The following is a 21424-nucleotide window of genomic DNA, read 5'->3' on the forward strand; positions in this document are numbered from 1 at the left end:
AGCGCATTGATGGATGGCCTGAGCTTGCTGACGATCACCGTGCTGGCGGTGTTCGTGGGATTCGAGGTGGTCTCCAAGGTGTCCAGCACCCTGCACACGCCCTTGATGTCCGGGGCCAACGCCATCCACGGAATCATCCTGGTGGGCGCGATCATCGTGGCAGGACAGGCGGCTGACATATGGATCCTGGTCATCGCGCTCTTGGCCGTGGTCCTCGCGACGGCCAACCTCGTCGGTGGCTTCGTGGTGACCGACCGCATGCTGGAGATGTTCCACGGAAGGCAGCGGCCGCCGTCGGACGTCAACCCGGCAGGCAGGGCGGGCCGTGCAGCAGAGGGACGGCGACCGTGACGCTCCTGAACCCGACGTGGACCGCCCTCCTGTATCTTGCGGCGGCTGTATGTTTCATCCTGGCGCTGAAGGGGCTCAGCTCGCCGAAGACCGCGCGCCGCGGCAACCTGATTGGCGCCTTCGGGGCGCTGGTGGCTGTGCTGACAGTCTTCCTGTCCGTGAAGCTGGACAACATTCCGTGGATTTTGGGCGCGATTGTGCTGGGTGCCGGGATCGCAGCGCCGGTGGCACGACGCGTGCAAATGACCCAGATGCCGCAGCTGGTGGCCTTGTTCAACGGCGTCGGTGGCGGTGCGGCCGCATTGGTGGCGCTGCTCGAGCTGCCCCACACGGAGGACTCGTGGGTGCGCTTGGCCATTGTGTTCACGTTGCTGGTAGGCGCGGTGTCGTTCGCGGGTTCGGCGGTCACTTTTGGCAAGCTGCAAGGGATCATGACCACGCGGCCCGTCACCTTCCCGGGGCTTCCGGTGTTGATGGCTGTGGTGCTGCTGGCCGCTGTCGCTGCTGGTGTCGTGGTCATTGCCAGTGGCGCGCCGGGCTGGGCCATTGTGCTGCTGGTGCTCGGGCTCGCTGCCGGTGTCCTGTTGGTCCTTCCGGTCGGTGGTGCGGACGTACCGATTGTCATCTCGCTGCTCAATGCCTTTACCGGCTTGGCCGTCGCGGCTTCGGGCTTGGTGCTGGGGAACGTGCTGTTGGTGGTCGCCGGAACGTTGGTGGGCGCCTCGGGCACCATCCTCACCCGGGCCATGGCGGCGGCAATGGGCCGCAGCGTCGCCGGCATCCTGTTTGGCGCCTTCAAGGGAGGTTCGACGGCGGGATCCACCACGGTGAGCGAGCGTCCAGTGCGCTCGTCCAGCGCAGAGGACGTGGCGGTGCTCCTTGGCTATGCACAACGGGTGATCATCGTGCCCGGCTACGGACTGGCCGTGGCGCAGGGGCAACACACGGCAGCAGAGCTTGCCTTGGCCCTGGAATCCCGCGGAACTGAGGTGGATTTCGCCATCCATCCCGTGGCCGGACGTATGCCCGGGCACATGAATGTACTGCTGGCCGAGGCGAATGTGCCATACGAGTCGTTGAAGGAAATGGGAGACATCAACTCGGAGTTCAAGACCGCCGATGTCGCCTTGGTGGTGGGTGCCAACGATGTCGTGAATCCCGCGGCCAAGACCACGTCGGGCTCTCCCATCTATGGGATGCCCATCCTTGAGGTCGCAGACGCCCGGCAAGTGGTGTTCCTTAAGCGCTCCATGCGCCCCGGCTTCGCGGGCATCGAGAATGATCTGCTGTACGAACCGCAGACCACGCTGTTGTTCGGCGATGCCAAGGACTCCCTGACCAAGGTACTCGGTGCGGTGAAGGCGTTGTAAAGCCCATTAAGTTGTGAACGTAAATTAAATAGATCGCAGAATCGCGTCACAGTTCTCGCATGGGCGGCACACCTTCTGTAAAGGGTTTGTAGACGCGAGGAGTGATCCGTTGCAAGAGGGTGCGAAAAATTCACTGTTCGGGGCGCGCTTTGATCAGGCTACCGGAAAACGGGTGTCCGACTGGAAGCTGCTCGCCGGCCAAGCTGTCCAGATCCTCCGCGGAAAGGAAGTCGTGGACGAGGGCATCGTGGATGCGGTGACCTTTGATGGCAACGTCCTGTGGCTCCGGCAGAAAGGGCCCATCGGCCGGCGGATGGTGCTGAAGGAGCGGGGCACCGGTATCGGGGTGCGGCTCCTCAAATAGGGCTGGGCTTTTGCTTCTCGCGGGCGCCGATGCTTTCGGAGCGATGGGCCATCGGCATATGGTGAAAGGTAAGAAGCATCCTGTCCTTTTTACCAACGCACTCCGAATCGAGGGTTGAGAAAATGACCGTGAAACTCAACAAGAAGGCGTTCGAGAACGCAAAGCACCTGATCCGCGACGGCAAGGCCGTCAAGGACGAACGGGACGACTGGAGCGAGCACGCACCCTCCACCAAGGAGGAGAACGCCTTCCTGGACAAGCACGATTTCGCTGACTACGGCAAGTGGTACCTCGGCGTCGACGACGAACACCCCGACGACCAAAAGGGCCACTACAAATTCCCTATCGGCGACTTCAAGAAGATCCACCGCTGTGGAGTCATCTCTGCGGAAAGCCGCGCCGGTCAAAACGATTACGACGACATCCGGGACGCCCTGGGCAAGCTCCTCGAGCTGATCGACAAGGACTGAGCCCCGCGCTCCTCCCCGGGTACTCCGACTCCAGCCCACCGCGAGACCGTGTGCCGGTAGCAAAGCGGTGGTGAAGGGGAAGCAACCGGGAAGGATCGCGGAAATGCGTCCTAAGAGCCCTTGGTCGCGGCAAACAGCCGACGCAGGGTGAAGAAGCATCCCAGGGCGCCGAACAGCAGTGCCAACAGGAAGTCCTTCATATAACCCCCGACAAACGCGGGGTTGTAGGCAAGGTTGTCCGACATGAGTGCCCACGGCTCTGCATCAAAGACCATGGCCAGGGGCTCGCGCCCCAGGAACTGGACGGCGTCCAGCCAGACCCCGCCAACGAAGGACAAGAGGGCAGTCGCGGCGGTTATTGCGGCGACCACCCAAACACCCTTGCGGCTCAACGAGCCTGCGCCTGCAACGTAGAACTTGGCGGCCATGGCTGCAGCTGCGAAAGTGACCAGGGAAGTCATCCAGCCGAAGCCCCAGATAACCATCCACACGATGACGCCGATGGGCAGGGCAGCCAGGGCAAAGATGGTTCCGCGGCCTACGCCCTGCGACGAGGTTGGACACGAACACAGCGACGCCCTATGCCAGCAGCCGGCCCCACTTCGGGTCCAGCAGCGGTGCCCCGGCCAGCTTCAGGGCATGCCAGAGGGTGACCGCCACGGAATCGAGAACGGGTACTCCGGTGCGGGCCTCCACCTCCGCCGTGATGTTGGCGCCGTACAGGTTGGTGCAGAGGTACACCAAGGCATCGGGATGCGATGCGGCCAGTTCGAGGGAGCCGGGCAGCATCTCCTGGTCCGTCACCCGGGCGAAGGACTCGTTGTCGCTGAGATCCAAGTGCCTGTGGTTTATGGTTTTGATGCCCTCTCTGGCGTAGGAAGCGATCACGGTGTCATTGACATCGGAGGTGTACGGGGTGAACAGTCCGATCCGCTCAGTCCCGAACGCCTCAAATGCGGCCAGATAGGCCAGCGTCGAGGTGGTGGCGAGGATGCCAGTGGCTTCGGTGATCTCGCGGACGATTGCGTGGTCGTGACCCGCTCCGAGCCAGGAGCCGGACGTCCCGTTCCAGGCGATGACATCCACATTCGCGGTGGCGAGGAGCTCCGCCGCGTCGCGCATCACGGTGGCATCGAATTGCTTGTCCGAGGAATCATCCAGGGCAATGCGGGTGACGGGAATCCGGGTGGAATGGACGGTGACGTCCCGGCGCTCGCCGAGGATCCGGTACGTCTGCGGTTCCAGGCAGGTGTTGGAGGACGGCACAATCATGCCGATGCGGGTGGGGCGGTCAAGGGTAGGCATGAGGGACTCCTTAGACAGAAGCGGAAATGGGCGCGGAAAGGGCATCGCGGTGCTCGGTGAAACCGTTCCGCGCGACGAAACGGCCCACGGGGCCGGGATCGTGGAAGCCGTCGCCATCGAGGACCACGCGTCCGGCGGAAACCACGACGGCGGGCCAACCATTCAGCGTCTTCCCTTCGAAAGGCGAGAAATCAGTCCCCATGTGCAGCGCACCGCCGTCGACGGTTCGCTGTGCGGCGGGATCGAAAATCACGAGGTCGGCGTCGAAACCCTCCACGATCGCGCCCTTCAACGGGAGCGCGTTGATGCGGGCGGGCCCGCCAGAGAAGACCTCAACGAAGTCCTCCACGGAGCCACCGGCCTCGGTGACCAGGGCAGTGAACGTGACAGGCATGCGGGTCTCGACGCCGGGCAGGCCGTGGGGCATGAAACGGATGTCGTCCGTGCGTTCCCGTTTTTGCGAGAGGTCGTAGCAGGAGTGGTCCGAGGAAACGGTGTGGATGGCCCCGGCAACCAAGCGGTCCTTCAAAGCAGCCACAGTTTCGGCGCTGCGCATGGGCGGGCAGCAGGCGTACCACTCAGGGAAGGTTGAGCCGTAGACCGTGTCGTCCAGGGTGAGGTAGTGCGGGCACGTTTCGGAATATGCCTCCATACCCCGCGAACGGGCCTCAGAGACCAGATCCACCGCGCCGGGCGTGGACTGGTGCACGAAGTACACAGGGGCTCCGGTGTACTCGGCCATGGCCAAGGTTTCCTTGACGGAAATCTCTTCGGCGAGCTCGGGCCGCGTGCGGTGCAGATGCTCGATCCCGATCAGTCCGTCCGCGGCGTGCTCTTCCGTGCAGTCGCTGATGATGGCGTCGTGCTCGGCGTGGATGTAGGTCAGGCCGTCCAGCCGCGCCATCTCACGCATCACCTTAAGGATGGTGTCGTTGTCCGCCATGGTCGATCCACGGTTGGTGGTGTACATCTTCACTGACCGGATACCCTCGGCAGCCAATTGCTCCAATTGCCAGGGCACGGTCTCGTCCCACGAGATCACCGAGCCGTGCAGGGCAACATCGCAGCGGGACCCGGCAGCGAGGCGCTTCTTGTTGAGGGCTGCATCGAGCGGGGTTTCCTGGGCATCGCGGGGGATGCCGAAGTCGATGATGGTGGTGGTTCCGCCCCACAAAGCAGCTGTGGAGGAGATGTTGTAATCGTCCAGGGTTCGGAAACGGCCGGTTACCTGGGCTACGTGGCAGTGTCCGTCCACGCCGCCGGGGATGACCAGCATGCCGGCTGCGTCAATGGTCCGATCAGCCAAAGGTATGGGTTCCGATGCGTCCAGCAGGGAGGTGACTTTGCCGCCGTCGACGACGACATGGGCGGCCTGCCGCCCGAAGTTGTTCACCACGGTGCCGTTGGCGATCACGAGGTCTGGGAGTTGGGACATCGTCGTCCTTCTTTCTGAAAAGTCTTAGGCCGTGGGGGAGAGCTGGGCCGATTGCGCGGCCGTCAGCGCGGCGTCGAGGTTGGCGGAAAGGCCGCGTCGGGTCTTCACCGGCGGAGCCGCGAAAGAACCACCACGGTGAACGCCGGACTTCAGCGACACCACGGCTTCGGCCATGCGCACACCGGCGGAGATACCGTCCACCACGGGCACGGGGATCTGGCCTTCGAGCTCACGGGCAAGCCCCGCGAGCGGCGCACCGGCCAGGATCACGACGTCGGCGCCGTCCTCTGCGACGGCCTGCCGGCTGAGTGCCAGGAGGGTTTCCTTGAAATCGGCCTGGACCGAGCCGATGGAATTGAGGGATTGATTGATGGAACGGATGGACGCGAGGCGGCCGCCGAATCCGAAGCGCTCCACGCAATCGCGGTACCAGGCCTGGATGCGGTCCGAGATGGCGATGATGGAGAAATGCTGCCCCTGCAATGCTGCAGCGCACAGTGCGGCCTCGGTGATTCCTATGACCGGGACGTCCACGAGTTCCTTCAGGGCTGGGATGCCAGGGTCGCCGAAGGCCGCCACAACCACGCCGTCCACGGCGGGACCGGCGCCGGCCGCACCCAGGGCCGTGTCGCCGTCGTGCGCGTATTCGGCGATCAGCTCCGCCACCGCACCCGCGGCAATGAGCGATTCGAACCGGGTCTCGATGTACTCGACGCCGTGCCCGGCGGTCCGGACGATCAGCTCGGTGTCCGCACTGGCGGAACGGAGGGCTTCGGCTTCGATGAGCGCCGTGACGTCATCGCTGATGTTGGGGTTGATGACCAGGAGTTTCATGGTTTCTTCCGTAGCTGGGGCTCCGTGGCGCTGTAGTCCTCGGGAAACTGGTCGCGGTACTTGCCAACGTGCGACGCCGATTGGGCGGCAGCGCGGTCGGCGTCACCGCTGGCGATCGCTGCGTAGAGTTCGCGGTGTTCGCGGATCAGTTCAGGGAGGTCGCTGACATGGCGGAACAGCCAGTGCATGCGGCCTTGGAGGGGTTCGAGCGCGGAGCGGAGAAAGTCGTTGTTGGCGATGCCGGTGATGGCATCGTGGAATTCGCTGTTGGCGCGGTGGGCTTCCAGGACCGAGCCTTTGGCGAGGAAGTGCTCGGCTTGGTCCAGGAGTCCTTCGAGGTGTTGGAGGTCCTCCGGCGTGGCGCGCTTCGCGGCCAGCCGGCAGGCCAGGACTTCCAGGGATTGGCGGACATCGAACAAGTCCTCCACATCCTTGGGGCTCAGGCCGCTCACTTCCGTGCCCCTTCCGGAGCGGTCCCGGATGAGCCCTTCCTGCCTTAGCATGCGGAGGGCTTCGCGGATGGGGAGGCGGGAGACGTTGAACTCTGCGGCGAGGTCCCGCTCCACCAGCCGGGTACCGGGCGCATAGTGGCCTTCGAAAATCCGGGTACGGAGCGTGTCACGCACGAATTCCCGGAGGGGACGGTCCGTGGTGTTCGTGTCTTCTGCGGTCAGCATGTCAGCTCCATTTCCGTGATGTGTAAGGCGATGCGCCCGGCCCGGAGGTGTCCGGCGTTGGGTGGTTCAGGACCCTCGGCCGGCCCGGTGAGTGCGAGTCAGACCGGGAGCCGCTTGTTGTAATCCAGGGCCAGGACGGAGACGCCCATGACTACCGCGGACCCAACAAAGTAGATCAATGCCCAGGTGTAGGAGCCAGTTGCCCCGACAATCAGGCCTACCACAATCGGGGTGACGAACCCGGCAATGTTGCCGCTGAAGTTCATTGCACCACCGAGGACGCCGGCATTGGTGCGGCCGCCCAGGATGGACGGGATGGACCAGAACAGGCCGACCCAGCGGAGGAAGAACAGGACCACCGAAAGAAGCACGACGGCGGTGATCGGGTCTGCGACGACGGTGACGCCAACCAGGCCGCCCACCACTACGACGCTGGAAATACCCAACAGGGTCCGCATGACCTTGTTGGCCGAAGCGCCGGCGGCACGCCACTTGTCCGCAATGGTGCCACCGAGGATTTCACCGACGAACCCGGCGCCGAAGATCACGAACGTGGACCAGCCGATGGTCTTCAAGTCGAAACCCTTTGCCTGTGCAAGGTAGAGCGGGCCCCATGTCAGCAGGCCGTAGAACACGCCGTTGAAGCCGAGCCAGCCGAAGCACATGGCCCAGAAGGAGCGGAACTTCAGGTAGGGGAGGAGTGCGCGCTTGCCCTGGGCACCTTCGCGGGCGGCTTCTGCGTCTTCCTCAGCATGGGAAGCCTCGATGTAGTCCGCTTCAGCGTTGTTCACGCCCTTGTGCTGGCGGGGGTTGTCGCGGATGTACCACCAGACCGCCAAACCCATGAGGATGGTGGCTGCGCCGGCAATGATGAATGACATCCGCCAGCTTCCGGTGGAAGCGATCAGCCAGGTGATCAGGATGCCGCCAAGGCCTGCGCCGAGGGGAGCGCCTGCGTCGAGGATCGTGGCGCCGCGGCCCCGCTCTTTCTTGTGCATCCAGATGGCGTTGAGTTTGCCACCGGCGGGCATGACGCCTGCCTCGGTGACGCCGATGCCCAATCGGGCGATGAACATGCTCAGGAAGCCTCCGGCGAAACCGGATGCGGCAGTGGCAGCGCCCCAGCCGATGCAGGACGCCGTGACCACCTTGCGCGGGCCGAACTTGTCGATCAGCCAGCCGACGGGGATCTGCATCAGGGCGTAGGTCCAGAAGAAGGCAGAGAGGAGCAGGCCGACGAGTTCGGGAGCCAGATTGAATTCTTTTTGGATGATGGGCAGGGCTACGGAGATGGAACCGCGGTCGATGTAATTGACGGCGACCAGGACCAACAACAGGATGAAGAGCTTCCAGCGGACGTTCGTGCGTCGCTGCACGCCGTCCTTGCCGGGCTTTTGTTCGTTGTCCTGGGTTGCCACTTGGGTGTTTTCGAGAGACACAGCTTCTCCTTCGGTAGGAGTCAACGGGTGGGAATGTCTTTGGGGCTTTTTGGGGCTTTTGGGGGGATGAGCCGGGCGGGATGCCGCTGCAGCCTGACCCGTGCCGGCGGCAACTGTTGCGGTCCCTGCCCGTTGATTGAGCCGGGCCGCAGCCGGTAGTGGATCTTTTGGGATCCCGTTTTGGGATCCCAAAATCAAAGTTAGATGTGACGGGAAGCACTGTCAAGGGTTTTGGTATACAGATTGTCCCGACGGATTGTGACCCGATGGCTTCAAGGCCGCGTTCCTCCGCGGTTGTGCATCCCAACAGGCTGCTGACATGGGAAAACCCGGCCATCCCGCGTAGAGAAGGCCGGGCCTCGCCCAAGAAAGCGAGATGGAAGTCCTCTGCTTGGAATACCGCTAGCCCATCGACGACTTTTCGACCCCTGGGCTGTATGCCAGAATCTCCGCCAGCTCAGCCAATCTGTGCGCCCGCGCCGACTCCGCCGGAGTGAACGGCTCGCCAGGCCGGGAGAACAAGAGAGGGCCATGCCAGGCTGTGGGAATCTTCAGGATGTCTGGAGAACGTCCGACGGCGGTGCCGGCCGCGGGTGCCGGACGCTCCGGATCCGCTGGGACTACTTTGGCGGACAACAGTTCGGCGACAGCCAAAGGCAGTTCCTGCGGATTGCCGGCGATCCGGGCCGCCAGGCTGAGGGCTTTGGTTTGGCCGTCTGCCATGGCCAGCGCCGTGGTGGGCCAGACGTGGGACTCACGCCCGCCGCCGTCGTGCATTGCCTGAAGCAGTTCCTGCTCGGTGAGCTGCCCCGGCGCGGACAGGACGAACTCATCCATCACGCTGCCGGGGAGTCCCGCGCCATCCATGGGGTGGACGTGGATGCTGAGGATGTTCGTTTCCAGCCGGGCGAGGGACTGTGTGATCTTTTGCAGCGAACCCGGTTGGTCGCGCAGCAGGGTCCGGGCACGCCAGAGGGCGGGAGCTGTCTGCAGTTTGTGGCGGTGTTTGAGCGCCGGGGCATGCAGCCAACGCCGCAGCACCTTGGCGGCAGACGGCTCGGCCACCCAGATCACCAGGACAGTCGCGGTGACGGTCAGGAGCAGGACCTTGGCCACATACGGCAGATGGGTCTCCACCACTGCCGCGTGCACCAACAACTCGATGGGCAGCATGACGGCGATGTTGGCCAGGGTGAGCCGGGCCTTGGGAGGTTCAGGCAGCTGACCGCAGACCTCGCACAGGAGGTCGGCGGTGACGGGAGAGCTCGCGTTGGGCTTCATGAACCCATGCTGCCGTCCGGGTGTTTCGTCTGCGTTGCTCCTGCGTCACGGTCTCGCGGCGGTGCTTCCTAGCGGATCGGGTCCTCGTCCAGGTCGCGGTTGGCGCTGCGGGCGTCCGCGGCGTCCTTGAGGAGGTCGCGGATTTCGGCCAGGAGCGCGGTGTCGGCCGGAATCGGCTCTTCCTCGGGCTCCGCGGTGGCCAGGCGGTCCTTGACCATGGAATTGATCTTGTTCATGGGCGCCACGAAGATGAAGTAGACGACGGCGGCGGTGATCAGGAAGGTGACCAAGGCCGTCAGGACTGCCCCGATGTTGACGAACGTAGCCTCTTTGTCCGGCCAGATCCGGAAACCGAGTCCATCCGCGTTGACGCCACCGGCCGCGGCGATCACGGGGTTGATGATGTTGTTGGTGAAAGCCGCAACGAGTGCGGTGAAGGCACTGCCGATAACCACAGCAATGGCCAGTTCGATCACGTTGCCGCGGAGAATGAAGTCCTTGAAACCCTTAAACATGGAGTGTCCTCTGGTCGGTACGGGGCGTATGGCTCGAGCAGAGTTCAAACTACCATTCCCGCGTATCAGCGGAATGTCACGTGGGTTGCCGCTGTGATCGCCTGGGCAGCTGACGACGGCGGCCCAGCCACCTTTCCGCGGCGCCCATGATTTTCGTGACCAGCGCCCAGTAGCCGATGCCCGCTGCAAGCGATGCCGCGACGGCCAGGCCGAGGGTGGCTTGGGGTACCGACCCGGGGTTGCCCTCGACGATCACCGGATAGACGAGCCAGTGCGTCACGTAGATGTACAGGGAGGAACTGGCCAGCAGTGCCGTGAGCCGATGCAAACCCCGTGGCACAGGCAGCGTGGCTACCCATAGAAGCACCAGGAAGCCAGCCAGGACTGTGGCGCTGCGTGGCTCGCTGGTGAAGAACCCGGGGATGGTCAGGAAGGCAGCGACTGTGGTGGCCGAGCGTTGCCACCATGTCCTGGACAATGCGGCCACCCAGCCGAGCGCGAAGAGCCACAGCACCGGACCTTGGCCGGGATACGGCAGTTCAACGACGTCGAAGCGTTGCAGCAGGTCCACGCCCCCAAGCGCCAGGGGGAGCAGCCAGGGCCACCTTCGCTGGGCCCTGTCCAACGCCGGAATGGCCAGGAGGGCAGCCATGCCCAGAAGGATGTGGACCAGGATCTCGATGAACCAGAACCGTGACATGTCGGTCCAACCCTGCGGACCCACCAACGTGTTGAGCAGGAAGATGTTGTGCCAGCCGTAATCGTCAGTCACCGCAAAGGCCAAGCTGATCACCACAATGCTGGGCAACGCGATGCGCGCGACGGCTTTGAGTTGGCGTCCTAATCGTTCACGACGTGCGCCCGCCAACTGGAAACGGGCAAAGTTGTAGCCGGCCACGGCGATCAGGACATGCGCGGTCCCTTCCCAACGGAACAACCCGACGTGGGAGGAGACGATGAAGATGATGGCGACGGCGCGAAGGACGATTCCGGTTTCCATGCTGGCCGTGAGCTTTTTGGCACGCCGTTGTCGTCCGGGGTGGGTTGAAGCCTTGGGTTCCTCCCTCGCGGCCCCGGCATGAGGCCGGGCGTTTGACCAGGACGCACCACTGCGTTCGCGTTCGACGGCGGGCGTCAGTTCGCAGACGGGCATCAGGTGCCATCCATGGGGAAGGTAGCCGAGGGCGCGCTCCAACCTGACCGAGGCTGCGACGTAAGACAGCGAATCTCCGCCCAAGGAAACGAAGGTGTCCGTATCCGCCACGTCTGCCCGTTCCAGGACGTCGATGAAGATCGTGCGCGCATCGTCCGGTGACGCGGCGGCGGAAGGTGCGCCGCCGCCGTCGTGCTTTCCTCCGGGCGGGGTGGTCGCTCCCGGAGGCGCGTCGGCATCCGCCGGGGCGAGGGCGAGAATGGCCTGGTAGTCCGTTTTTCCGTTGGCCAGGCGGGGGATCGCTTCCACTCGGCGCAGCTCCAGGGCCGACCTCGGGACGCCAAGATCGTGCGCGAGCGTTTTGGCCAGCAGCGGGAGTTCATGGTTTCCTTCGACGGCGGCGACGAGTCCGACGTCGGTCCCGGCCACGGCCGCTGTCACGCCGAGATCCTGAAGGATCTGCTCGACCTGCCCCAGATCGATCCGGAGCCCCACAATCTTGACGAAGCGGCTGCGCCGGCCAACGATCTCGTAGAGCCCGCTTGGTCCGAGCCGGGCGAGGTCGCCTGTGCGCAGCTCGGTGATGTCCCTGCCTCGGGCGAGGTCCGCCGGGTGTTCGGCGTAGCCCAGCATGACGTTGGGCCCGGTGTAGACGAGCTCGCAATCGTCCAACCCCGGGACAGGTTCCAGCCGGAAGGATCCCCCGGGAACCGGTATGCCAATCGCATGAGGATGCTCCGCGGCCTCGTCCGGCGGGAGGTACGCCATCCGGGCCGTCGCTTCGGTTTGGCCGTACATGACGAAGAGGTCCCAGCCATGCTCCTGTCCGAGCTGGGCGTAGCTGCGCACCCGTTCAGGCGCCAAGCGCCCTCCGGCCTGGGTGATGTACCGGAGGCTGGGCAGGTCCATGCGCTCGAAGCCCACTCGCTCGAGAAGGTCGAAGGTGTAGGGAACGGCGGCGAACGAGGTCACGGATTCGTGCCGCATCAGCTCCCAGAAGCACGGATCCACCACGGACAGATCGGTAAGCGCTATGGACGCTCCCACCAGGAGATGGCTGTTCACGACGCTCATGCCGTAGCAGTAGGACAACGGAAGCGTCGTTGCTGCCCTGTCTTCCGGGCGGAGGTGCAGGTACTGGGCGATGGCGGCCGCGTTGGCCTGGATCGACCCTGCCGAGATGCGCACCAGCTTCGGGGCGCCCGTTGAACCGGAAGTGCTCAGCAATAATGCGAGATCAGGATGGAATTCGTGGCCGCTGTGCTCCCGGCGCACGTCCAGCGAGACGCCTCCATCCACCGACCGTGCGACGATATCCGGCTCATAGGCCGAGATCAGCGCTTCCGCAGCCTGCCCGCCCCCGGAAGGAAGGATCAGCAGCGGTTGTCGGGACGCCAGAGCCGCAAGGTACACGGTCAGGGAGGGCAGGGTGTTTTCTGCTTCGAGGGCGATAAGGCGCCGGCCGTCGCCAAAGGACCTGGCCATCTCCTCGACCCGAACCGCCAACTGCGCGTAGGTCACTGTTTCGGCTGCCAGGCGTACTGCAGGCCGGTCTCCAAACGATGCCAATCGCGCGGCAAAGGCTACTCCGGCCACATCGGGCTGAATACTCACCCGGAAAAGTTAGAAGGTATGGCTAACCTAACTCAAATGGATTTGCGCACGGGACCGGAACATGACGTTGGGGGAATGTGAGCGAGCGATGGGGAATTTGGGGTGGGATGTGAGAGAGCGATGGGTTCAGCAGACGCTCTCTCACATCCCACCCGCTTTTGGGGAGGCTCGCTCAGCCGAACAGGGCGCGGGTGTGGTCGTTGAGGAAGATGCCCCGGGGATCGAACTCGCGGCGGACCTGGAGGAAGGTATCCAGTTCCGGGTACAGGCGTTCCAGTCGGCTCCGGGTCATGAAATGGATCTTGCCCCAGTGCGCCCGCGGCTCGAAGTCCTGCAGCACGGCGTCGGCGTCGCGGAAGAACTGCCAGTATTCGGTTCCCGGCTTGGTGGTCAGCGTGATGACGGTGCTGTCCCGCCCTTGGAACTGCGACATGTAGGCCTCGTCGGCCTTTACCCAGCGGACTTCCACGGGGTACTTCTGGTCCGGGTGTTTGCTTCGGATCAGGTCCTGGATGACTTCGACGGCGGCCAGGCCGTCTTCGCTGCGGACGAAGTACTCAAGTTCGTGGAACTGGGTGGTGAAACCGCCCGGGTAGATCCGGTAGGAGCGGTCCAGCCGGGCGCCCTCAATGGTCGAGATCCGCGACTCGTCCGGGATCGAAGCCACGTTGTACCGCTTGGTGTAGCTGCGGTTGGCCATGTTGTGGTCCGGCGACCCGGGCAGGTCGAGCAACTCGCAGGAGTCCTCTTCGGGGCACCACAGGAAGGAGTAGTGCCGGTTGGAGTCGATGTCGTCCTGCCACGTGGCTGCAGTTTCGGACCACATGGGATAGGTGATTTCTTCCTGCAGGTAGTAGCTGTCCTCAACGGCCAACTCCACTTCGAGGAAGATCCCCAGCGTTCCCAACGCCACCTGGGCCGCCCGCAGTTCGCGGAGCTGGCCCTCGCCGATCTCAACGATCTCGCCGTAACCGTTGATGAGCTTCACCCAGCGCAGCTTGGAGGAGAAGCTCCCCAGATCCTTGCCGGATCCGTGGGTGCTGGTAGCCAAGGCGCCCGCGATCTGCTGCTTGTCGATGTCGCCCTGGTTGCTGAGCGCCAGGCCCTGCTCCCAGAGCGGGTCGCCGAAAGCGTTGATGGTGGTTCCGGCCAAGGCCCTGGCCCGCCGATTCAAACGATCGGTTCCGGTGATTCCCGTGAGTTGGGACATGTCCAGGAGGACGCCGCCCGTCTGCACCAAGGGAGAGGACGAATGTCCCGAACCAACGGCCCGCACTGGCAGACCTTCACGGATGGCGAACCGAACGGCGTCGAGTGCTTCCTGTTCATTCCGCGGCCGGACGGTAAAGGCCGGTGTCGATGTCTGGTTGCCGCCCCAGTTGGTCCACGGAATCTCGGTCTGGAAAGGGGCCGACGGCGTAGCTGCGGGCGGTGCCGAGGGAACGATCGGGTTCACGGTGGTCATTTCACAAGCTCCATTGCTTCTCTGGTTTCGCGTTGGTGGTGCTTCACGCGCCGTGGTTAATCATGACGTGCTTGGTCCGGGAGTAGTCATCCAGGGCGTAGAGCGAGAGGTCACGGCCATAGCCGGATCCCTTGAAACCGCCCCACGGCACCTCGTTCGCCAGGACCAGGTGGGCGTTCACCCAGACTGTGCCGAAGTCCAGTTGCTTCGGGACCCGCAGCGAGAGGCCGGAATCCTTGGTCCACACGGAGGCGGAGAGGCCATAGGGGCTCTCATTGGCGCGGGTAACTGCTTCCTCGGTGGTGCTGAACGTTTCCACGGTGACCACAGGGCCGAAGATTTCGTGCGTCGCAATGGGTGCGCCAGAAGGAACGCCGGTGATGACCGTCGGTTCAATGAAATAGCCCGTACCCTCAAGCGCGGATCCGCCGACAGCGATGGTCAGCCCGGCAGCGCGGGCTTCAGCCAAGGATTCCTTGACGCGCTCAAAATGTGGTCGCGAAATCATGGGGCCCATTTCCACCGAGTCGCCGGCATCGGGTGCGCCGACCACCAACGAGCTGACCTCTTCCACCAGGTACTGCGTGAACTCCTCGGCCACCGACTCGTGGACCAGCACGCGGCAGGCCGCGCCGCAGTCCTGCCCGGCGTTCCAGTATCCGGCGTTCCGGACGCCGGCAGCGGCAGCCCGGAGATCGGCGTCGGGGAACACCACCACGGGAGCTTTGCCGCCCAGCTCAAGGTGGACGCGCTTGACGGACCTCGCGGCTGTTTCGGCAACGGCCTGGCCGCTGACGACGCTGCCGGTCAGGGCAATCAGGGCGATGTCCGGGTGTTCGGACAATCGCTGGCCAACCGTGCGGCCCTGGCCGGTCACGACGTTGAGGATGCCGTCCGGGATACGTCCCGCCAGGAGTTCGACGAGCTTCAGCGTCGAGAGCGGCGTCTGCTCCGAGGGCTTCATGACGATGCTGTTGCCGGCGGCCAGGATGGGCGCGATCTTCCACGCGGCCATGAGGAGCGGGTAGTTCCACGGCGTGATGACGCCAACCACGCCCACCGGTTCCCTCAGGATCACGGACGTGTGGTCTGTTGCGTAGTCCCCGCCCGCCATGGAGGTCAGTGTCCGGGAGGCGCCGGCCATGAAGCGGAAGGTATCGATGGTGCTGCTGACATCGTCTTCGGCCACAGCCCGCGGCTTGCCGGTGTTGGCGGACTCGATGACTTCGAACGCTTCGCGGTTGGCTTCAATGATGTTCGCGATGAGGTTCAGGACGTCGGCACGTTCCTTCGGGGTGGTGTTGCCCCACGATTTTTGGGCGACGACGGCGGCAGCCACGGCGGCGTCCACATCGGCCGCCGTGCCCGCCTGGATGGAGGTGATGATTTCCTCGGTGGCGGGGTTGACGACGTCGATCGGGTTGCCGCCGCCAACGCCGGGAATGAAGGAACCGCTGATGAAGTGGCCCGCGGGAGGAATGAGGGCCGAAACATCGGCGCCTGCGGAGTCGGCACGATGGACGGTGAACGTCTCGGACTGGGTAGTGGTCATGATGCTTCGCTTTCAGACGAGGTCAGGTCAGATGAGGCCGGGTCAGATGAGGTCTGGGGTGAGGGAGCTGGATGGAAAGGGGGCGGCTTCTGTCTTCTTGCCGAACAGGCGGGCCGCAATGTAGTAAAGCGGCGCGACAACCACCAGGCCGACGATCCACGAGATGTCCACACCGCCCAGGGCAGCGGCCATCGGGCCCGTGTAAATGGCGGTTGCCGAGAAGGGAACCTGGATCAGGGCGCCTGCTATGTATGAACCGATGGCGACCCAATTGAACCGCCCGTACACACCGCCGTCGCGCTTGAAGAAGTCCTCCACACGGTAGTCGCCGTGCCGCAGCAGGTAGTAGTCCACCAGATTGATGGCCGTCCAGGGAACCAGGACATACATCAGGAAGGACAGGAAGTTGGTGTAGAAGAGGATGAAGTTGTCGCGGGCGAACAGTGCGATGGAGACAGCCAGGACAAAGAGCACGACGGCGGCGACGCTGCGGGTTTTTGCCCGGGGAAGCCAGGTGGGCTTGAAGGTCTGTCCGATGGTCAGCGCGCAGAGCACGCCACAGTAGAGATTCATGGCGTTCGAGGCAGCTACGCCCAGGCAGAAAATGCCGACGATGATCAAGGTCCACGGCTGGAGCAACGCGCCCAGGCTGCCGACGATCTCTACGTCGCCGGAGCTCATGGCCACCGCGAGGGTACCCACCAGTGCGCCGAGGATCATGGGGAACAGGGTCCCCAGCACGCAGCCGGAGTAGGACGCCCAGAAGGCCGGAGCCGAACCCGTACCCTGCGGCATGTAGCGGGAGTAGTCCGAAACGTAGGGCGCGTAGGCCAGTTGCCATAGGGCGGAGACCGAGACGGTCCCCATGAAGCCAACCCAGTTGAAGTTGCCTTGCTCAAGGAAGTTGGCGGGAAGTCCATCAACCATCAGGATCCAGCCGAAGGACAACAGCAGAGCCAATCCGGCGGCGACACTGAGGACGCGTGCATAGGCGTGGATGAGGCGGTACCCGAAGATCGTGGCGATCACGCTGACCACGCCGATGATGATGATGCCTCCGTCGACGCTGATGCCCGGGCTCACGGCCGCCATGGCTTCGCCGCCAAAGACGAGGTTCGCCGCGAAGAATCCCACGTACATCACCACGACAATTACCACGATCAGCAACGCCCCGAACGAACCGAATTGGCCTCTGGTCTGGATCATCTGGGCGACGCCGAGTTGCGGTCCCTGGGCGGAGTGCAGGGCCATGAAGATCCCGCCCAGGAGGTTGCCGATGATGATTGCAACGATCGCCGGAACGAAGCTCAAACCGAACACCGTGGTGGCGAGGCCGCCGGTCACGATGGTCATGATCATGATGTTTGAACCGAACCAGATGGTGAACAGGTCGCGGGCCTTGCCGTGCCGTTCGTTGAGGGGAATCGGCTGGATGGTCTTGTCCTCGAGCCGTGGAACTTCCGCAACCGGGGTGTTCACAACACGCTCCGCGACACAGTCTCGAGCTCGCGAACGGTCTCCGACTCCGCCTTGCTGCGGTTGACCATGAGGGCCAGCAGATCGAAGACGAGGGTTGCTGCGGCCACGGTGGTGATGTCCGCATGGTCGTAGGCCGGCGCGACTTCGACGACGTCCGCGCCGACGATGTTGATGCCGTCCAGGCCGCGGAGCAGGGCGAGGAGTTCGCGGGAGTGGAGCCCTCCCATCTCCGGAGTGCCGGTGCCGGGGGCGTAGGAGGGATCCAGCACGTCGATGTCGATGGAGACGTACACCGGGGTGTCACCCAGCCGTTCTTTGACCCGCTCGATCGCCGCCGGAACGCCAATGACGTCCAGGTCCGAGCAGCGGATGATCTGGAAGCCGAACTCGTGGTCCCGAAGGAAGTCGTTGCGGTCATAGACAGGTCCCCGGATGCCCACATGCATCGACTTGTCCTCCACCAGCAGGCCCTCTTCGAAGGCGCGGCGGAAGATGGTGCCGTGCGTGATCGGCTGATCGAAGTACGTGTCCCACGTGTCCAGATGGGCGTCGAAATGCAGGAGTGCGACCGGTCCGTGGACCTTGTTCAGTGCCCGCAGCATCGGCAGGGCAATGGTGTGGTCGCCGCCGATCGAGATGAGCCGCTTCTCTTCGCTGATGAGCGGCAGCGCCTGCTCCTCGATTTCGCGGACGGCCCGCGTGATGTCGTAAGGAGTGCAGGCGATGTCCCCGGCGTCCACCACCTGGGCTTCGTACACCGGCTCGACGTCGAGCTCCGGGTGGTAGCCCGGACGGAGCAGCCGGGAGGCCTCGCGGACCGCGGCAGGACCAAAACGGGCGCCGGGCCGGAAGGAGGTTCCGCCGTCGAACGGCACACCCACAATGGCGATGTCGTAGTCGGGAACGCGGTCGATTTGGGGGAGTCGGGCGAAGGTGCCGAGGCCTGCGTAGCGGGGAACCTTGGTTGCGTCGACGGGGCCGATGGGCTGGTACGTGGTCATGAGAGGGATCCTTCGTTGATCTTGCTGTCAGTGGACGTGCTGGGGTGGTGTTCGGTGGTGAGCTCCGAAAGGGACCGGTTGGCCGTTTCCGGAGCCAGGAGGAAGGTGGCGATGAGCCCGATCAGGGAGATGATGGCGCCGATGAGAAGCGATCCGGCCGCGCCAAAGGACACGATTGCCAAGGGCATCAAGTAGGTGCTGGCTGCCGAGCCCACGCGGCTGATTGCCGTGCCGAAGCCGACGGCGGTGGCGCGGACTTCCGTGGGGAAGAGCTCGTTGGGGTAGACGACTTCGAGGAAACTCGATGCTCCGGACGCCAGGGCAAAGACGGCCAGGGCAATGAAGAGCGGTGCGGCTTCCACATTGGGGATGAAGGCCGGAATGGCCAAGGCGACCACGATGATGCCGAACGTCCAGAGGAGCAAGCGACGCCGGCCGATCTTCTCGACGAGCCACAGCCCGGGTATACCGCCAACGACGAACAGCATGGAGATCAGGAAGGAGCCGCCGTACAAGTTGGCGTCCCCATGCATGCCAAACGATGTGAGGAGGTCCGGAGCGAAGGTGTACACAGCAAAGAGCGGAATGACTTGGGCGGTCCAGAAGATGGAGACGAACAGCGTCCGCTTCCAGAACTGGCCCCTGAAAATGTCCAGGAAACTGCCTTGCTTCTGCGGGCCGTCGGCATCGGAGGCGATGTCGCTCAGGCCATACTGTGCCCCGTACACCTTCTTGATCACGGCCTCCGCCTCGTCCCTGCGGCCCCGCGAAAGGAGCCAGCGTGGCGATTCAGGAGTGCCCAGGCGGCAAAGCAGGGTGACGATGGCAAAGATCGCCGGGCTTGCCACCATGAAGCGCCAGGCGTCCGGCCCGGAATCGCGCAGCAAGTACCCGACGGCGTACGCTGCGGCTGCTCCGATGGCCCAGACCACGAAGGTTGCCCCGAGCAGGCGCCCGCGGTGCTTCTTTGGGAGGAACTCGGCCAGCAGCGAGGTGGCGATGGGGTAGTCGGCGCCGATCGCCATGCCAAGGAAGAACCTGCACAGCACCACTTGCCAGATGTCGGTGGCGAAGCCGTTCAGGACAGAGAACACAGCCAAGGCAATGAGGTCCGCGATGTACATCTTGTGCCGGCCGATCTTGTCGGTCAGCCAACCGAAGACGGCTCCGCCGAAGAAGATGCCCACCAAGCTGGCCGCGCCCACCAAGCCGATTTCCGTGGGGGACAAGTCCAGGCCCGGGGCCATGGTGATCAGGGCTATACCGATGATGGACAGTGCATAGCCATCAATGAAGGGGCCGCCCGAGGCGAAGAACGTGAGTTTCTTGTGGAACGTGGTCAGTGGGGCGTCATCAATGAGATTGCTCGTTGCGCTCATTGGAATCCCTCTCTCGTGAATGCTCGTCATTGAGCGGTGAAGTTCGTGATTCCAGTTTTGGTGATGCGCGTCACGGCGTATAGTCGTGCATTGTTTACATCTGGCGAACCGATCTAGACAAATGTCTAGACACCGCTACATACCGCCGCAGGAGTCCTCATCCATGGCCATCACCGTCGCCGAACTTGTGGCCGAACCGCAGCTCGGGCTCAGCCTGCTGGCAGGCTCCAGCGGAGCCGGCAACCGCATCACCTGGGCCCACACCTCTGACCTGCCGCGTTTGTGGGAGTGGGTCACCGGCGGCGAACTCATGATGACCAACGGGCTCTCCATCCCGGCGGACGCGGACGGCCAGGTCGCGCTCGCCGAGGCTTTGGTGGACTCCGGTGCCAGTGCGTTGGCCATCGGCGAGAAGATGCATGCGCCCCCGCTGACGGCTGAATTTCTGGCTGCTTGCGAGCGGCTGCCGCTGCCCCTGATCAACATTCCCTACCCGCTGCCGTTCATCGCCATTGCGCGGTCTGTGGCTGAGTCCTCGCTCCTCGAAGAATCCCGGCGTCTCCGCCAAACGGCACGCGTGTACGACCTCCTCCGCACTGCCGGCGCGTCCGAGGATCACTGGCAAAGCCTGGTCCTGAGGTTGGCCACGGAGCTGGATTCGGAGCTGTTCGTGGTGGACCGCCGCTGCCTGCATCCGTGGCATCCGGAGGGCCATCCCCTGCCAGATTTCCTTGTGGAGGAGTGGTCGCCGCAACCGGGCCACGTGTCCGTGGCCGGCAAGAACTTCCAGTGGCACCGGATCCATGGCCGGCACGTGCTCACCATGGACATTCCCACTCATGCCAATGCGCTCCTGGTGGTGCTGCCCGGCAACGAACCGCACCCTGACGCCGTCGTGCTTTTGCATGCCGCAACCGTGCTGGGACTGCAGTTGGCGCGCATCGTCCTCTCGCTCGAAGGCCGGCACCGGCTGGCCGGCGAATTCCTGCTGCAGGCGCTCGACGGCCGGCTTGGTACGGGGGAGATCGAGCGGCGGTTGACGGCTTTCGAGGTGCCTCCCCAGGAGTTCGTGGTCGCCTCGATTGCGGCCGACGACGGCGACAGGCTGGCGAACGTTCACGTCGAACTCTGGCGGCATGGCATCCAGGCGGCCTCCCTGCGGCGGAACGACAGGCTGCACGTGGTGGTCGCGGCGGACGTCGCGGACGGTTTGCTGGTCCATTGCGCAGGGTTCGGAACCACCATCGGGGTCAGTTCAGGGGCCACCGTCGCCGGGCTCCAGCAGGCCTTGCAGGAATCGTTGTGGGCGCTGGGTTCGGCGCGTGCCAACAGGCTGGGAGTGGCCCGTTATGCGGAGGGTCCGAGCTGGCTAGGGCTGACCGGATTCGAGGAAGGAACCGCGTTGGTGCAGCGTCTCCTGGGCCCGGTTTTTGCGTACGAGCAACGCCAGGACGGCGACCTGACGGTCACATTGAAAACCTATTTGGACTCGCAACGCTCATGGCAAAAGACCGCGTCCGCGCTGTTCACGCACCGGCAAACCATCATCTACAGAATCCGGAAAATCGGCGAACTGACGGGGCTGGACATGGGTGAAACGTCCACCTTGGCGCAGCTATGGCTGGCCTTGCAGATCCACGAGGCGATGCACGGTTGAGCCGTGTTGGAAACAACCGCCTTGCACTTTTTCGCAGCCACCGGCTATGGTGTGAAGCGTGTCACTGATGTGGCGCACACGCT

At 64.0% G+C, this 21424-nt stretch carries 19 protein-coding genes; 5 read left to right on the forward strand and 14 right to left on the reverse strand.

Annotated elements, in window-relative coordinates:
• Positions 1–9 precede the first annotated feature (9 nt).
• The 4 genes from ACFVSI_RS16645 to ACFVSI_RS16660 all read left to right on the forward strand — a co-directional run bounded on the left by ACFVSI_RS16645 (position 10) and on the right by ACFVSI_RS16660 (position 2555).
• Complete coding sequence (locus ACFVSI_RS16645) at positions 10–351, forward strand: NAD(P) transhydrogenase subunit alpha (RefSeq protein ID WP_387825962.1); 342 nt, start codon at positions 10–12, stop codon at positions 349–351.
• Positions 348–1721, forward strand: a complete 1374-nt coding sequence (locus ACFVSI_RS16650; RefSeq protein ID WP_387825965.1) for an NAD(P)(+) transhydrogenase (Re/Si-specific) subunit beta — start codon at positions 348–350, stop codon at positions 1719–1721. The genes ACFVSI_RS16645 and ACFVSI_RS16650 overlap by 4 nt, the downstream gene beginning before the upstream one ends.
• Before the next feature lie 172 nt (positions 1722–1893).
• Entirely contained in the window at positions 1894–2085 is a 192-nt protein-coding gene (locus ACFVSI_RS16655; RefSeq protein ID WP_387825967.1) for a hypothetical protein, read from the forward strand.
• A 122-nt stretch (positions 2086–2207) separates the two neighbouring features.
• Positions 2208–2555: a hypothetical protein gene (locus ACFVSI_RS16660; protein ID WP_144660680.1), complete on the forward strand. Its 348-nt coding sequence runs from the start codon at positions 2208–2210 to the stop codon at positions 2553–2555.
• 110 nt (positions 2556–2665) lie between these two features.
• Here ACFVSI_RS16660 and ACFVSI_RS16665 read toward each other — a convergent pair whose 3' ends face one another.
• From ACFVSI_RS16665 to ACFVSI_RS16730, 14 genes are all read right to left on the reverse strand, one after another.
• Positions 2666–3016, reverse strand: coding sequence for a hypothetical protein (locus ACFVSI_RS16665; RefSeq protein WP_387825971.1), 351 nt, complete (start codon positions 3014–3016; stop codon positions 2666–2668).
• A gap of 118 nt (positions 3017–3134) precedes the next feature.
• Positions 3135–3860 (reverse strand): Asp/Glu racemase, encoded by a 726-nt coding sequence (locus tag ACFVSI_RS16670; protein WP_387825974.1) that lies wholly within the window; start codon positions 3858–3860, stop codon positions 3135–3137.
• A 10-nt stretch (positions 3861–3870) separates the two neighbouring features.
• Positions 3871–5295, reverse strand: coding sequence for an amidohydrolase family protein (locus ACFVSI_RS16675; protein ID WP_387825978.1), 1425 nt, complete (start codon positions 5293–5295; stop codon positions 3871–3873).
• A gap of 24 nt (positions 5296–5319) precedes the next feature.
• Complete coding sequence (locus ACFVSI_RS16680; RefSeq protein ID WP_387825981.1) at positions 5320–6129, reverse strand: aspartate/glutamate racemase family protein; 810 nt, start codon at positions 6127–6129, stop codon at positions 5320–5322.
• A complete protein-coding gene (locus tag ACFVSI_RS16685) occupies positions 6126–6806 on the reverse strand; it encodes a GntR family transcriptional regulator (protein ID WP_387825984.1) in 681 nt (226 codons plus the stop codon). Before ACFVSI_RS16685 ends, ACFVSI_RS16680 begins: the two co-directional genes overlap by 4 nt.
• A gap of 98 nt (positions 6807–6904) precedes the next feature.
• On the reverse strand, positions 6905–8245 hold the full coding sequence (locus ACFVSI_RS16690) for an MFS transporter (protein WP_387825986.1): 1341 nt from the start codon (positions 8243–8245) through the stop codon (positions 6905–6907).
• A gap of 402 nt (positions 8246–8647) precedes the next feature.
• Positions 8648–9526, reverse strand: coding sequence for an amino acid-binding protein (locus tag ACFVSI_RS16695; RefSeq protein ID WP_387825989.1), 879 nt, complete (start codon positions 9524–9526; stop codon positions 8648–8650).
• A 68-nt stretch (positions 9527–9594) separates the two neighbouring features.
• Complete coding sequence (gene mscL, locus ACFVSI_RS16700; protein WP_144660693.1) at positions 9595–10041, reverse strand: large conductance mechanosensitive channel protein MscL; 447 nt, start codon at positions 10039–10041, stop codon at positions 9595–9597.
• A 76-nt stretch (positions 10042–10117) separates the two neighbouring features.
• Positions 10118–12808 carry an AMP-binding protein gene (locus tag ACFVSI_RS16705; RefSeq protein ID WP_387825992.1) on the reverse strand — a complete coding sequence of 897 codons (2691 nt, stop codon included), beginning with the start codon at positions 12806–12808 and terminating at the stop codon, positions 10118–10120.
• A gap of 172 nt (positions 12809–12980) precedes the next feature.
• Positions 12981–14273 (reverse strand): D-arabinono-1,4-lactone oxidase, encoded by a 1293-nt coding sequence (locus ACFVSI_RS16710; RefSeq protein ID WP_387825995.1) that lies wholly within the window; start codon positions 14271–14273, stop codon positions 12981–12983.
• Between the two features lie 43 nt (positions 14274–14316).
• Positions 14317–15825, reverse strand: coding sequence for an aldehyde dehydrogenase family protein (locus ACFVSI_RS16715; RefSeq protein WP_387825998.1), 1509 nt, complete (start codon positions 15823–15825; stop codon positions 14317–14319).
• Between the two features lie 42 nt (positions 15826–15867).
• Positions 15868–17304: a purine-cytosine permease family protein gene (locus ACFVSI_RS16720; protein ID WP_387826001.1), complete on the reverse strand. Its 1437-nt coding sequence runs from the start codon at positions 17302–17304 to the stop codon at positions 15868–15870.
• The gene (gene speB, locus ACFVSI_RS16725) at positions 17301–18305 is read right to left on the reverse strand and encodes an agmatinase (protein ID WP_387826004.1); all 1005 of its coding nucleotides are present in this window, start codon (positions 18303–18305) and stop codon (positions 17301–17303) included. The genes ACFVSI_RS16720 and speB overlap by 4 nt, the downstream gene beginning before the upstream one ends.
• On the reverse strand, positions 18302–19684 hold the full coding sequence (locus tag ACFVSI_RS16730) for an MFS transporter (RefSeq protein ID WP_387826007.1): 1383 nt from the start codon (positions 19682–19684) through the stop codon (positions 18302–18304). Before ACFVSI_RS16730 ends, speB begins: the two co-directional genes overlap by 4 nt.
• A 163-nt stretch (positions 19685–19847) precedes the next feature.
• On the opposite strand from ACFVSI_RS16730, the gene ACFVSI_RS16735 reads away from it, so the two are divergent.
• Complete coding sequence (locus tag ACFVSI_RS16735) at positions 19848–21341, forward strand: PucR family transcriptional regulator (RefSeq protein ID WP_387826010.1); 1494 nt, start codon at positions 19848–19850, stop codon at positions 21339–21341.
• Positions 21342–21424 lie beyond the last annotated feature (83 nt).

This window comes from Paenarthrobacter sp. NPDC057981, assembly GCF_042886835.1.
Taxonomy (GTDB): Bacteria; Actinomycetota; Actinomycetes; order Actinomycetales; family Micrococcaceae; genus Arthrobacter.

What these genes read in the sequence shown, in the direction of transcription:
- ACFVSI_RS16715 (WP_387825998.1), bottom strand. Translation starts at nt 15,825, where the DNA reads ATGACCACTACCCAGTCCGAGACGTTCACCGTCCATCGTGCCGACTCC.
- mscL (WP_144660693.1), bottom strand. Translation starts at nt 10,041, where the DNA reads ATGTTTAAGGGTTTCAAGGACTTCATTCTCCGCGGCAACGTGATCGAA.
- ACFVSI_RS16685 (WP_387825984.1), bottom strand. Translation starts at nt 6,806, where the DNA reads ATGCTGACCGCAGAAGACACGAACACCACGGACCGTCCCCTCCGGGAA.
- speB (WP_387826004.1), bottom strand. Translation starts at nt 18,305, where the DNA reads ATGACCACGTACCAGCCCATCGGCCCCGTCGACGCAACCAAGGTTCCC.
- ACFVSI_RS16670 (WP_387825974.1), bottom strand. Translation starts at nt 3,860, where the DNA reads ATGCCTACCCTTGACCGCCCCACCCGCATCGGCATGATTGTGCCGTCC.
- ACFVSI_RS16675 (WP_387825978.1), bottom strand. Translation starts at nt 5,295, where the DNA reads ATGTCCCAACTCCCAGACCTCGTGATCGCCAACGGCACCGTGGTGAAC.
- ACFVSI_RS16680 (WP_387825981.1), bottom strand. Translation starts at nt 6,129, where the DNA reads ATGAAACTCCTGGTCATCAACCCCAACATCAGCGATGACGTCACGGCG.
- ACFVSI_RS16735 (WP_387826010.1), top strand. Translation starts at nt 19,848, where the DNA reads ATGGCCATCACCGTCGCCGAACTTGTGGCCGAACCGCAGCTCGGGCTC.
- ACFVSI_RS16695 (WP_387825989.1), bottom strand. Translation starts at nt 9,526, where the DNA reads ATGAAGCCCAACGCGAGCTCTCCCGTCACCGCCGACCTCCTGTGCGAG.
- ACFVSI_RS16645 (WP_387825962.1), top strand. Translation starts at nt 10, where the DNA reads ATGGATGGCCTGAGCTTGCTGACGATCACCGTGCTGGCGGTGTTCGTG.
- ACFVSI_RS16665 (WP_387825971.1), bottom strand. Translation starts at nt 3,016, where the DNA reads ATGACTTCCCTGGTCACTTTCGCAGCTGCAGCCATGGCCGCCAAGTTC.
- ACFVSI_RS16660 (WP_144660680.1), top strand. Translation starts at nt 2,208, where the DNA reads ATGACCGTGAAACTCAACAAGAAGGCGTTCGAGAACGCAAAGCACCTG.
- ACFVSI_RS16730 (WP_387826007.1), bottom strand. Translation starts at nt 19,684, where the DNA reads ATGAGCGCAACGAGCAATCTCATTGATGACGCCCCACTGACCACGTTC.
- ACFVSI_RS16710 (WP_387825995.1), bottom strand. Translation starts at nt 14,273, where the DNA reads ATGACCACCGTGAACCCGATCGTTCCCTCGGCACCGCCCGCAGCTACG.